Here is a 12,944-nt window from a genome sequence, read left to right on the forward strand (position 1 = left end):
CATGACGACGGGAGCGCGGCGCCGCCGCAATCGCTGGATCCTGCCGATCGCGCTCGCCGCGATCGGCGCCGGCCCCGCCGTGGCGGGGGCGTCCGCCGCCGGCGGCACCCTGCCCCGTTCCCCCGGCCTGCCCTATGCGCCGCGCAACCTGCCCGACCGCATCGTCCTCACGCCCGGCTCCGATCCGGCGCGCGAGATGGCGGTCGCCTATCGCACCGACACCGCACAGGCCGAGTCCCAGGCCCAGATCGCGGTGTCGGTCGACGGGCCGACGCTCGAGGAAAAGGCCCGGCTCGTGACCGGCACCGCGGTGCGGGTCGACAGCAGCTACGGGCCGGCGCTCTATCATCAGCTGCGCTTTACCGGGCTCACGCCCAACACCGTCTATGCCTACCGCGTGAAGGGCGCGGCGGGATGGAGCGAATGGTACCAGTTCCGTACCGCGGCGGCCGAAGCCAAACCCTTCCGCTTTCTGTATCTGGGCGATGTCCAGAACGGCATCCTGACCTATGCCAGCCGCGTCATCCGGCAGGCGTTCCACGCCAATGGCGACATTCGCCTCGTCCTCCACGCCGGCGATCTCGTCGGCCAGCGCGACGACCTCGACCATGACGACGAATGGGGCGAATGGAACCAGGCGGGCGGCTATAATTACGCGATTGTCCCGCAGCTGCCCGCGACCGGCAATCATGAATATGTCGACGATCTCGCGCCTGACGGCAGCGAAAGCCGCCGGCTCGGTCCCTATTGGCCCGCCCAGTTCGCGTTGCCGTCGAACGGCGCCGATCCGGTCAAGGCGACGACCTATTTTGTCGATTATCAGGGCGTGCGCTTCATCGTCCTCGACGGCACCTCCGCCCTCGACCTCGGCACGGTGGCGGCGCAGACGCGCTGGCTCGATGCCGCGCTGGCATCGAGCAGGGCCAACTGGAATGTCGTGCTGTTCCACCAGCCCGTCTTCACCTGTGCCCGGCCCAACGACACCAAGGAAATCAAGGCGGCCTGGAAGCCGGTGTTCGACGCGCGCAAGGTCGATCTCGTCCTGCAGGGACACGACCATTGCTACAGCCGCCTGACGTCCGAAGCCGGTCGCGAGGCCAGCGCCAGGGCGCGCGCCGACGGCAGCGTGCAGGGGCCGGTCTATCTGGTCTCGGTCACCGGATCGAAGATGTACGCGCTCAACGACCGCACCCCATGGCAACCCGACAAGGTCGCCGAGGCGACCGAACTCTATCAGATCGTCGATGTCGAACCGCGGCGGCTTACCTTCCGGACCTTCACCGCTTCGGGCCGCCTGTATGACGGTTTCACGCTCGAACGCCGCGCCGATGGCGCCAATATCCTGCGCGAAATCGATGAACCGACGATCGCGGCGCGGCGGTGCAGCGGCCCTGTCGGGCCCGACGGCGGCGCCTGCGTCGCGCGCGGCAAATGACCGGGCCGCTTGTTCGGCATGACAGGGGAATTTCGATGATGTCTTTGCGCCCGCGGCAGCTCGCCGCTTCGATCGGCTTTGCCGCCCTGCTCGCCGGATGCGCCGCGCAGCAGGGGCCGGCGATCCACGGCCTGCCGCCGGTCGCCGTCACCGCCGACGGCGAAACCGCCCCCGTCGGCACGGCGAAGGCCGACGCCGCCGACGATCCGGCGATCTGGGTCGATCCGGCCGATCCCGGCCGCGCGCTGATCATCGCGACCGACAAGAAGGCGGGGCTGCACCTTTATGACCTTGCCGGCCGCGACCTCGCCTTTCTGGAAGGCGGGCGCGTCAACAATGTCGATGTCGCCGGCAATATCGTCGTCGCGAGCGACCGTAACGACGGCGTGAACGCGCATCTCGCGGTCTTCGCGCTCGACGGTGCCAAGCCCGCGCTGGCCAGCCTCGGCCGCGCCTCGGCGGGCCCCGGCGAAGCCTATGGCCTCTGCCTCAAGGGCAGCGCGCCCGGCGAGCCGGTGACGGCAGCCCTCATTATCAAGGACGGCACGGTGCGCGTCGGCACGCTGAAGCTCGCCGAGGGGGCCGAACCCGCCTTCGCCGTGCAGTGGGAGCATAAGATACCGACCCAGTCCGAAGGCTGCGTCTTCGACGGCGACACGCTGTATGTCGGTGAAGAGGACGCTGGCATCTGGCGGCTGACGCCGAACGCGAGCGGCGTCGATGCGAAGCTCGTCGCGCCCGTCGACAACCAGCGGCTCGTCGCCGACGTCGAGGGGCTAGCGACGATCGACCACAAGGGGCAGCGCTATCTGATCGCATCGAGCCAGGGCGACAACGCCTATGCGGTCTTCCGCCTGCCCGGGATGGACTATGTCGGCCGCTTCGCCATTTCGGCGGGACGCTATGGCGCGACCAGCGAGACCGACGGCATCGAAGCGGTCGCGGGCAATTTCGGCGCGGCCTATCCGGGCGGCCTGTTCCTGGCGCAGGACGGCGACAATGCACCCGCGGCGCAGAATTTCAAGCTGGTGCGCTGGGACCGGATCGCGGCGGCGCTGGGACTGTAATCGGAAACGTCGCCCCCGCGAAAGCGGGGGCGACGGCCCTTGCCCAAATGCCCGCACCCGCCTAGGGGGGCCGCGTCTTTCCCGTCTTGCAAAGGCCGCCCTCCATGACCGATCTCGTTCCCGTCCGCCGCGCGCTCCTTTCCGTCAGCGACAAGGCGGGCCTCGCCGATCTTGCCGCGGCGCTCGTCCGCCACGGCGTCGAGCTGGTTTCGACCGGCGGCACCGCCAAGGCGCTGCGCGATGCGGGGCATGACGTGCTCGACGTCTCTGACCTCACCGGCTTTCCCGAGATGATGGACGGCCGCGTCAAGACGCTGCATCCGACGGTTCACGGCGGCATCCTGGCGGTGCGCGACGATGCCGCGCACGTCGCATCGATGAAGGCGCATGGCATCGGCGGCATCGACCTTGTCGTCGTCAACCTATACCCCTTCCTCCAGACGGTGATGAGCGGCGCCGACCGCGATACGATCATCGAGAATATCGACATCGGCGGCCCCGCGATGGTGCGCTCGTCAGCGAAGAACCACGCCTTTGTCGGCATCGTCACCGAGCCCGAGGATTATGCGGCGGTAATCGCCGAGATGGATGCCAATGGCGGCGCGACCACGCTCGGCTTGCGCAAGCGGCTCGCCGCGACCGCCTTTGCACACACCGCCACCTATGACAGCATGATCGCGCAATGGTTCGCCTTCGCTGATCAGGGCAAGCTCTTCCCCGACACGCTGCCGCTCACGACCAGGCTGTCGGGCGAACTGCGCTATGGCGAAAATCCGCACCAGAAGGCGGCGCTCTACCTTCCCGTCGGCCCGTCGGCGCGCGGCGTCGCGCAGGCCGAGCAGGTGCAGGGCAAGGAGCTTAGCTACAATAATCTCAACGACGCCGACGCAGCGCTCGAACTTGTCGCCGAATTCCGCGACACCGACCCGACCTGCGTCATCGTCAAGCACGCCAATCCCTGTGGGGTGGCCACCGCAGCCACGCTGACCGAGGCTTATGACGCCGCGCTGAAATGCGACGACGTCTCGGCCTTTGGCGGCATCATCGCGGTCAACCGCAAGCTCGACGGCGCGACGGCCGAGGCGATCAGCAGCATCTTCACCGAGGTTGTCTGCGCGCCCGATGCCGACGCCGACGCGCGCGCGGTGTTCGCGAAGAAGAAGAACCTCCGCCTGCTGCTCACCGGCGACCTGCCCGACCCGGCGCGCGGCGGGCTGGTGATGAAGGCGATCGCCGGCGGCTGGCTGGCGCAGACGCGCGACAATGGCCGCATCACGCGCGATGACCTGAAAGTCGTGACCGACCGCGCGCCGACCGACGAAGAGCTGGCCGACGCGCTCTTCGCCTGGACCGTCGCCAAGCACGTGAAGTCGAACGCCATCGTCTATGCCAAGGGCGGATCGACCGCTGGCATCGGCGCGGGACAGATGAACCGCCGCGACAGCGCGCGCATCGCCGCGATCAAGGCGCGCGAAGCGGCCGAGAGCCACGGCTGGGCGACGCCGCGCACCGTCGGCAGTGCGGTCGCGAGCGACGCCTTCTTCCCCTTCGCCGACGGGCTGCTCGCCGCGGTCGAAGCAGGCGCCACCTGCGTCATCCAGCCGGGCGGCTCGATCCGCGACGACGAGGTGATCGCCGCGGCGAACGAAGCCGGCCTGGCGATGGTGTTCACGGGGATGCGGCATTTCCGGCACTGACGCTGATTTTCGAACCGTCATCCCGGCAAAGGCCGGGATGACAAGAGATGAAGGAAGCGTGCTCCTGTCTCGACTTCGGGCACCGCGAACGGCATAGGGAAGCCGGGATCGTCCTGATCCGCAACCAAGGACCAGCATGACCGCCATCCCCCGCAACAAGTCGATGATCCAGCGCCTTTATGGTTGGACGATGGAGAAGTCGGCGCATCCGCACGCCGAATATTGGCTGGCGTTGGTGTCGTTCGTCGAGGCGAGCTTCTTTCCTATCCCGCCGCATCCGATGCTGGGGCTGATGTGCCTCGCCGAGCCCAAGAAGGCCGTGCGCTATGCGCTTATCTGCACGCTCGCCTCGGTCGCGGGCGGGATGCTGGGCTACGGGATTGGCTTCTTCCTGTACGAAAGCGTCGGACTGTGGCTGCTCGGCGTGCTCCATCTGACCGAGAGCTTTCCTGCCGCTGCCTGCTATCTGCGCGACTATGGCGCCGAGATCATCCTGGTGAAGGGGGCGACGCCGATTCCCTTCAAGCTGCTGACGATCACCGCCGGCTTCATCCACATGAACTTCGTCACCTTCCTGTGGGCAAGCCTCGCGAGCCGCGCCTTTTCCTTCATGCTGGTGGGCCTGTTGTTCCGGCTGTTCGGGGCGCCGATCAAGGCGTTCATCGACAGATATCTCGCCTGGGTCGCGGGCGGCTTCATCATCCTCGTTGTCGGGGGATTCATCGCTGCGAGCGCGCTGTCGGGTGGCGGCAGCAAGACCGCCGACAAGTGCAGCCATGCGACGCTGGAAAGCATGGGGCTGGGTCGGGAGTAATCAAATATCTTCGTCATTGCGAGCAAAGCGAAGCAATGACGGGCCCTTTTAGATTAGACTACTCGTTCGCGGCCTGATGCAGCCAGTCGGCGTGGCGCGGGGCCTTTTTCGTCCGGCTCCATTCTTCGAGCATCAGCGGCGCGACGCGCGCGAGTTCGGCATATTGTTCGTCGGTGCCGATGTCGCACGCCAGTTCGACGCGGTGGCCATTGGGGTCGAAGAAATAGATCGACTTGAAGATGCCGTGATGCGTCGGACCGAGCACATCGACGCCATTCGCTTGGAGATGCGCCTTGGCGCCGACCAGCTCGTCATAACTGCCGACCTTGAAGGCGAGGTGCTGGACCCACTTGGGCGTATTTTCGTCGCGGCCCATGTCGGGCTGATTCGGCAGCTCAAAAAATGCAAGGATATTGCCGTTCCCCGCGTCGAGAAAGACGTGCATGTACGGATCATATTCGCCGGTTGAGGGCACATGATCCTCGGCAAAGGCGGTGGTATAGGTCATGCCGAGCATGGCCTCATACCATTCGACCGTCTCCTTCGCGTCCTTGCAGCGATAGGCGGCGTGGTGGACGCCGCCCAATTTGATCGGACTCGTCATTCGGCGGGCTCCTCGACATTGAGCGCGCCGCGGCGGATCTGGTCCAGTTCCATCGACTTGAACAGCGCGGTGAAATTGCCCTCGCCGAAGCCTTCATCCTTCTTGCGCTGGATGAATTCGAAGAAAACGGGGCCGATCACGGTCTGCCCGAAAATCTGGAGCAGCAGGCGGGGATCGCCCTCGGTCGTCGATCCGTCGAGCAGGATACCGCGCGATTTGAGGTCATCAACCGGTTCGCCATGGCCGGGCAAGCGGTCGGCGAGCATCTCGTAATAGGTCGCGGGCGGCGACGGCGCGAAGGGATTGCCGAGCGCCTTGAGCTTGTCCCACGACGCGTAGAGATCGTCGCAGCTGAAGGCGATATGCTGGATGCCCTCGCCATTATAGGCGCGCAGATATTCCTCGATCTGGCCGCCACCGCCCGCGCCTTCTTCGTTCAGCGGAATGCGGATCTTGCCGTCAGGGGCGGTCATCGCCTTCGAGGTCAGACCGGTATATTCGCCCTTGATGTCGAAATAGCGGATTTCGCGGAAGCCCGCGATGCGTTCGTAAAAGGCCGCCCAATGCGCCATGCGCCCGCCATAGACATTGTGCGTCAGGTGATCGATCACCTTCAGCCCCGCCCCTTCGGGATAGCGGTCGACGCCATCTTCATAGACGAAGTCGATGTCATAGATGTTCAGCCCGTCGCCATAGCGGTCGATCAGATAGATGATCGAGCCGCCGATGCCGCGGATCGCGGGCAGGCGCAGTTCCATCGGGCCGGTCTTGACCTCGACCGGCTCGGCCCCGCGCGCAATCGCCTCGGCATAGGCTTTCGCCGCGTCGCGGCAACGCCAGCCCATGCCGCACGCCGACGGGCCATGCTCGGCGGCGAAATAGGCCGCGGGCGATTTGGGTTCGTAATTGGCAATCAGGTTGATGTCGCCCTGCCGCCAAAGCGCCACATCCTTCGAGCGGTGCCGCGCGATACGCGTGAAACCCATGCGCTCGAACACCGGTTCGAGCATGCCCTTTTCGGGCGCCGAAAATTCGACGAATTCGAAGCCGTCGAGGCCCAGCGGATTGTCGAACAGGTCGGCCATGGTCAGTCCCTTAATGTGGTTTCAATTGAAACTATTATGATGGATCGCGGACCGCGAGTCAATGCCGGGGCGCTTCAGATAGACCGTCGCCTGCGCTCGGGCGACGCTTCTCGTCTCAGCGACTACGCCGCTTCCTCAATCGCCTCGAGCGCGGTCATCCATGCCGCCTCGACGCGTTCCAGCTCGGATGCGAGCTTGCCGCGGCGCTGCGCGAGATCACCCATCGTCAGCTTGGCAAGCGCCGGCTCGGCGCTCGCGGGGTCGAACATTGCGCGGTCGATCGCGCTGACCTGCTGCGCGAGCTTGGCCGCGCGCGCCTCATGATCCTTGGCGGTCTTGCGTAATGCCGCCTGGGCTTCGCGGGCTTTTGCCGCTTCCTGCCGCGCCGCCTTTGCATCCTTCGGCTTCGCGGGCGCGGCCTTCGCATCGTCGCCCGACGGCGACTTGCCGAGAATGAACGCGACATAATCGTCCATGCTGCCGTCGAAATCGCGCGCCGTTCCGTCATCAACGAGGACCAGCCGGTCGGCCGAGAGTTCGAGCATATGGCGGTCGTGGCTGACGATCAGCACCGCGCCCTCGAAGCCGTTCAGCGCCTGCACCAGCGCCTCGCGCGCATCGACGTCGAGGTGGTTGGTCGGTTCGTCGAGGATCAACAGGTGCGGCGCCTCGCGCGTGATCAGCGCGAGCGCGAGCCGCGCCCGCTCGCCGCCCGACAGCTTGCCGACCTCGGTCGTCGCCCTGTTACCCGAAAAGCCGAAGCGTCCCAGTTGCGCGCGCACTGCGCCGGGGGTCTTGCCCGCCATCACGCGCGTCATATGACCGAGCGGGGTATCGGCGCCGTCGAGTTCCTCGACCTGATATTGGGTGAAATAGCCGACGCGCATCTTGCCGGCGACCGCCATGCCGCCCTCTTCGGGCTTCAACTGAGCCGCGAGCAGGCGCGCCAGCGTCGTCTTGCCGTTGCCGTTGCGGCCGAGCAGCGCGATGCGGTCGTCGGGATCGATACGCAGGTTCAGGCGGCGCAACACCGGCGCGCCGGGCGTATAGCCGACGCTGGCAAGGTCGAGCGTGATCAGCGGCGGCTTGAGTTCGTCGCCGGGGCTCGGGAAATCGAACACCAGGCTCGGATCGTCGGCAATCGCCGCAATCGGCTGCATACGGGCGAGCTGCTTGGCGCGCGACTGCGCCTGCTTCGCGGTCGAGGCGCGCGCGCTGTTGCGGGCGATATAGTCCTGCAATTTGGCGCGCTGCGCGTCCTGCGCCGCCTTCGCCGCCGCAAGCTGCGCCGCGCGCTCGGCGCGCTGGCGCTCGAACGCGTCATAGCCGCCGGCGTAGAGCGTCACCTTCCCGCCTTCCAGATGCAGAATATGGTCGACGACATTGTTGAGCAGGTCGCGTTCATGGCTGATCACGACAAGTTGCCCCGGATAGGCGCGCAGGAAGCTTTCGAGCCACATCGTCGCTTCGAGGTCGAGGTGGTTCGACGGTTCGTCGAGCAGCAGCAGGTCGGGGTTCGAAAAGAGCAGCGCGGCAAGCGCGACGCGCATTTTCCACCCGCCCGAAAAGCTGTCGAGCGGGCGCCCCTGCATATCCTCGTCGAAGCCGAGACCGATCAGGATGCGGGCGGCGCGCGCTGGCGCGGTATAGGCGTCGATCGCGATCAGTCGCTCGTGAATGTCGGCGAGCCGGTCGGGGTCGGATTCGATCTCTGATCGTTCGAGCAGGTCGGCGCGTTCGGCATCGGCGGCGAGCACGGTTTCGAACGGCGTCGCGCTGCCGCTCGGCGCTTCCTGCGCGATATAGCCGAGACGCGTCTTGCGCGGCATTTCGATCCCGCCGTCGTCGGCTTCGAGTTCGCCAATCATCACCTTCATCAGCGTCGACTTGCCCGCACCGTTGCGACCGATCAGCCCGGTGCGGCTTTTCGGCGGCAGGCTGGCGCTCGCGCGGTCGAGGATGGTGCGGCCGCCCAGTCGCACGGTCAGATTGTTGATCGTCAGCATGGGCGCGCGCCTAGCACGGCTGCCCGCCGGTGCGAAGCCCGATCGGAGCTAGTGCGAAGCGCCCATCGAGATCGTCTTGGGCCGCGGGATCAGCCACACCGCCGCTGCTGCGATGACGAAGACCGTGCCGGCCGCGAGGAAGATATGCAGCACACCGAGCGTCGAGGCCTGGACATCGACGATCCGGTCAAGCGCGGCGCGCGCCTGTTCGGTCGTCAGCCCGGCATTCTGCATCTTGTCCATCGTCTCGGCCGCGCCGTTGAGCGCGGGCACCAGTTCGGCGCGCGATACGCGGCTTGCATCGTCCCACGCCGTTGTCGCGATGGCTGTGCCGATCGCGCCGCTCAGCGTGCGCAGGAAGCTCATCAGGCCGGCCGCCGAGGTCTGATCCTTCGCCGGTACCGAGCTCAGCGCCAGCGCGGTCAGCCCGACGAAGAAGAAGGGCATGCCCATCCCCTGCAGCAGATGCGGCAACGCGAGGCTCCAATAATCGACGTCGGTATTCCAGCGCGCGCGCAGGATCGACATCAGCGCCATCCACAAGATGCCCGCGCAGACGGTGATCCGCACGTCGATCTTGGTCAGCAGCCCCGCCGCCAATGGCGAGAAGAGCACCGCGAAACAGCCGATCCACGCGACGATGAAGCCGGTTTCGGTCGCGGTGTAACCCGCCACCTGCTGCAACCATAGCGGCGTCAGCACGACCTGCGAGAAAAAGGCCCCGAAGCCTAGCGAGATGGCAACGGTCGCGAAGCTGAAGCCGCGAAAGCGGAAGACCCGGACATTGACCACCGGATTGGCGTCGGTCAGCTCCCAGATCAGAAAGGCGGCGAAGCTGATCGCGGCGACGATCGCCAGCATGACGATCCATGCCGATCCGAACCAGTCGTGCTCGCGCCCGGTGTCGAGCATGACCTGGAACGACCCGACCGACAGGACGAGCAGGATGAGGCCGACGATGTCGATCCGCATCTTCGCCTTCTTCGTCTCGAACGCGCCGAGCATGCTGCCGACGCCGAAGGCACAGACCGCGACGACGGGCAGGTTGATGAAGAAAATCCAGGGCCAGCTCCAATTGTCGCTGATCAGTCCGCCCAGAATCGGCCCCAGAATCGGGGCCGTCGTTGTCGTCATCGACCAGATCGCGAGCCCGACACCGGCCTTTTCCTTCGGAAAGATGCGCAGCAGCAATATCTGCGACAGCGGCATCAGCGGCCCGCCCGCGAGCCCCTGCAGGACGCGGAACAGGATCAGCGCGTCGAGCGTGCGCGAAATGCCGCACAGGAAGGAGAAGATGCCGAAGCCGACGATCGACACGATGAACCAGCGCACCGTGCCGAACCGCGCGGCGAGCCAGCCGGTGAGCGGGACGCTGATCGCGTCGGCGACGGCGTAGCTGGTGATCACCCAGGTTCCCTGCGTCGGCGATACGGCAAGGCCGCCCGCGATGTGGGGAACCGACACATTGGCGATCGTCGAATCGAGCACGACGACGAAATTGGCGAGCGCAAGCGCGAAGGCCGCGGCGAGCAGCTTGACGCCGCTCAGCGGCTGCGGCCCGGCCGGTGTCGATGCAGCGGATGCGGCGGCGCTGGCCATCGTTCAGCTCACTTTCCGCGCGTGTCGATCGTCGCTTCCATCGACAGGCCGACGCGAAGCGGATGGGCCTGCAATTCCTTGGGATCGAGCGCGATGCGCACCGGCAGGCGCTGCACCACCTTCACCCAATTGCCCGTCGCATTCTGGGCCGGGATCAGCGAAAAGGCGGCGCCCGTGCCGCCCGCAATCCCGATCACCTTGCCGTGATAGACGACATCGCCGCCATAATAGTCAGAGGTGAGCTCGACCGGCTGGCCGATGCGGATCTTGCGGAACTGGCTTTCCTTGTAATTGGCGTCGACATAGGCGGTGGCGATCGGAACGATCACCATGATCGGTGCGCCGGCCGCGATCCGCTGGCCGACCTGGACCTGACGATTGGTGACGATGCCGGCGACGGGCGCGCGGATGATCGTGCGCTCAAGATCGAGTTGCGCCTTCTCGAGCCGCGCCTGCGCCGCGGCAACATCGGGGGCGGTCTCGATCGTCGTGCCGCGCACCACCGCTTCGGCGGCATCAAGATCGCCGCTCGCCGAACCGCGCGTCGCTTCGGCCGAAGCGATCGCCGCCGCAGCAAGATCACGCGCCGCGCTGGCGGATGCAAAGGCGGTGCGCGCCGCGGTCAATTCTTCGCCCGACACCGCACCCGTTCCGGCCAGGCCTTCGCGGCGCGCGAGTTCGGCACGCGCTTTCGCCACCGCCGCATCGGCATCGCGCAGCCGCGCGCGGGCCTGCGCGATATCGGCGCCGCGCGCCGAAACGCGCGCTCGCGCGGCATCGGCATTGGCGCTCGCCTGGCCATAGCGCTGGCGCGCCTGCCGCAGCGCGGCTTCGGCATCGGCAAGCGCGATGCGCTGATCGGCATCGTCGAGGATGACGAGGATATCGCCCTTCTCCACCGCCTGGGTGCCGCTGACGCGCACCTCTTTGACCGGGCCGGAGACGAGCGCGGTAACCGCGGCCGAATCGGCGCCGACATAGGCGTTGTCGGTCGACACGCGCCCGGCCTGCGTCAGGAAATACCAGATGCCCCACAGCGCCGCGATCGTCACCACGACGAGCGCAAGGATGCGCAGCGCCTTGCGGCGCGTCGCCGGGCGCCCCTCGGCGGCGGCGGGGGTTTCGCTGTCGACCGCGGGAGTATCGGTCATTGCTTGTCTCCTGTTGGCGATGCGGCCGTAAATCCGCCGCCCAGGGCACGGATCAGGGCAATGTCGAGCGAAAGCCGGCGCGCTTCGAGGTCGGCGACCGCGCGCGCGAGCGCGACCTGGCTGTCCTCCGCGGTGAGCTGCGCAAGCTGGTTGGAAAGGCCGGCACGGTAGCGCATCCCGGCAAGGTTGGCGGCGTCGGCCGCGGCCTTCAGCGCGTCGCGCCGGTCGGCAAGTTGGCGCGCTATGGCGTCACGGCTGGCGACGATGTCGGCGACATCGCGCAGCGCGGCGACGAGCGTACGGTCGTAGTTGGCGACGGCGCCGTCATAATCGGCCCGCGCCCCGCGATACTGGCCCTGCAGCCGCCCGCCCTCGAAGATCGGCAGGCTGATCGCGGCGCCGCCATTGCCATATTCGGACCCGGTCTTGAACAGGTTTGACAGCCCGAGCGACTGGAGCCCGACGAGCGCCGACAGGTTGATGTTCGGATAAAAGGCGGCACGCGCGACGTCGATGCGCTTCGCCGCCGCCTCGGCCCGCAGCCGGGCCGCGACGATGTCGGGCCGGCGGCCGACCAGGTCGATCCCCGCCTGCGGCGGCAGTGCGAGCGACGGCGCGGCGAGCGCCGGACGCGCGATGGTCCGGCCGCGATCGGGTCCGGCGCCGAGCAGGGCGGCAAGGCGGTTGCGGGTGAGCGCGATCGCCTCCTCGATCGCGGCGACATCGCCGCGCGCCGAGGCGGCGCGGCTTTCGGCCTGCCGCTGCGTCGCCTGATTGTCGAGCCCGGCGGCGGTGCGCTTCGCCGACAGGTCGGCGCTCGCGCCGCGGATACGGATCGCGTCCTGCGCGACGTCGAGATCGGCATAATAGCCCGCCAGATCAGCGTAGGCGGTGGCAATCCCGGTCGTCAGCATCAGCCGCGCCTGCGCAGCATCGACGCGCGCCGCTTCGGCTTCGGACGTGGCCGCCGCCAGCGCCGCGCGGTTCTTGCCCCAGAGGTCGAGATCGAAGCCGAAGGTCGCGGCAATGCTGCCGGTATCCTGAATACCGTCGGGCACGAAAGCCGGCGGGATTCCCATATTCTTGCTCTGCTGGACGCCTCCTGCGCTGCCCTGGATGCCGGCGCGCGGGAGCAACGCCGCCCCCGCCTGCTGCGCCAGCGCCTCGGCGGCGCGGACCCGCGCTGCCGCCGCCGCAATGTCGGGCGATCCCGCCAGTCCTTCATCGATCAGCGCATCGAGCTGCGGGTCGCCGAAGCGCTGCCACCAGCCCTCGACCGGCCAGGCGCCCGCCTGATCGGCAAGTGTCGCCTGCGAATCGAGCGCCGCGGCGGCGACCGGCGCGGGCTTCTGCCCAAGATCGGGGACGCTCGCACAGCCCGCCAACAGGCCGAAAACCACGGTGGAGAGGAAAAATGATCGGGGCATGGCTTCCAACGATACTAGCTGGTATCATGCGCCATTGGACTTCGGAGGATGGCTTGTCA

At 67.0% G+C, this 12,944-nt stretch carries 10 protein-coding genes; 4 read left to right on the forward strand and 6 right to left on the reverse strand.

The genetic code is table 11. The features are described 5' to 3' along the window. The first annotated feature begins 1 nt into the window (after position 1). The 4 genes from ACT17R_RS07160 to ACT17R_RS07175 all read left to right on the forward strand — a co-directional run bounded on the left by ACT17R_RS07160 (position 2) and on the right by ACT17R_RS07175 (position 5,013). Positions 2 to 1,435 (forward strand): purple acid phosphatase family protein, encoded by a 1,434-nt coding sequence (locus tag ACT17R_RS07160; RefSeq protein WP_254535722.1) that lies wholly within the window; start codon positions 2 to 4, stop codon positions 1,433 to 1,435. 35 nt (positions 1,436 to 1,470) lie between these two features. Then, positions 1,471 to 2,502: a phytase gene (locus ACT17R_RS07165; RefSeq protein ID WP_444809194.1), complete on the forward strand. Its 1,032-nt coding sequence runs from the start codon at positions 1,471 to 1,473 to the stop codon at positions 2,500 to 2,502. A gap of 104 nt (positions 2,503 to 2,606) precedes the next feature. Then, entirely contained in the window at positions 2,607 to 4,199 is a 1,593-nt protein-coding gene (gene purH, locus ACT17R_RS07170) for a bifunctional phosphoribosylaminoimidazolecarboxamide formyltransferase/IMP cyclohydrolase (protein ID WP_444809195.1), read from the forward strand. A gap of 163 nt (positions 4,200 to 4,362) precedes the next feature. Further along, positions 4,363 to 5,013 carry a YqaA family protein gene (locus tag ACT17R_RS07175; RefSeq protein ID WP_062903086.1) on the forward strand — a complete coding sequence of 217 codons (651 nt, stop codon included), beginning with the start codon at positions 4,363 to 4,365 and terminating at the stop codon, positions 5,011 to 5,013. Positions 5,014 to 5,071: 58 nt separating this feature from the next. On the opposite strand, the gene ACT17R_RS07180 is transcribed toward ACT17R_RS07175, so the two are convergent. The 6 genes from ACT17R_RS07180 to ACT17R_RS07205 all read right to left on the reverse strand — a co-directional run bounded on the left by ACT17R_RS07180 (position 5,072) and on the right by ACT17R_RS07205 (position 12,885). Continuing rightward, on the reverse strand, positions 5,072 to 5,617 hold the full coding sequence (locus ACT17R_RS07180; protein WP_062901538.1) for a VOC family protein: 546 nt from the start codon (positions 5,615 to 5,617) through the stop codon (positions 5,072 to 5,074). Beyond that, positions 5,614 to 6,702, reverse strand: coding sequence for a 4-hydroxyphenylpyruvate dioxygenase (gene hppD, locus ACT17R_RS07185; protein ID WP_062901537.1), 1,089 nt, complete (start codon positions 6,700 to 6,702; stop codon positions 5,614 to 5,616). Before hppD ends, ACT17R_RS07180 begins: the two co-directional genes overlap by 4 nt. A gap of 122 nt (positions 6,703 to 6,824) precedes the next feature. Next, on the reverse strand, positions 6,825 to 8,708 hold the full coding sequence (locus ACT17R_RS07190; RefSeq protein ID WP_217372827.1) for an ABC-F family ATP-binding cassette domain-containing protein: 1,884 nt from the start codon (positions 8,706 to 8,708) through the stop codon (positions 6,825 to 6,827). A 48-nt stretch (positions 8,709 to 8,756) separates the two neighbouring features. Then, positions 8,757 to 10,307 (reverse strand): DHA2 family efflux MFS transporter permease subunit, encoded by a 1,551-nt coding sequence (locus tag ACT17R_RS07195; protein ID WP_186401582.1) that lies wholly within the window; start codon positions 10,305 to 10,307, stop codon positions 8,757 to 8,759. Between the two features lie 8 nt (positions 10,308 to 10,315). Continuing rightward, the gene (locus tag ACT17R_RS07200; protein WP_444809196.1) at positions 10,316 to 11,458 is read right to left on the reverse strand and encodes an HlyD family secretion protein; all 1,143 of its coding nucleotides are present in this window, start codon (positions 11,456 to 11,458) and stop codon (positions 10,316 to 10,318) included. Then, entirely contained in the window at positions 11,455 to 12,885 is a 1,431-nt protein-coding gene (locus tag ACT17R_RS07205) for an efflux transporter outer membrane subunit (RefSeq protein ID WP_444809197.1), read from the reverse strand. The genes ACT17R_RS07200 and ACT17R_RS07205 overlap by 4 nt, the downstream gene beginning before the upstream one ends. Positions 12,886 to 12,944 lie beyond the last annotated feature (59 nt).

The sequence above is a fragment of the Sphingopyxis sp. Q841 genome, from assembly GCF_052384365.1.
In the GTDB taxonomy this organism is placed as follows: Bacteria; Pseudomonadota; Alphaproteobacteria; order Sphingomonadales; family Sphingomonadaceae; genus Sphingopyxis; species Sphingopyxis terrae_A.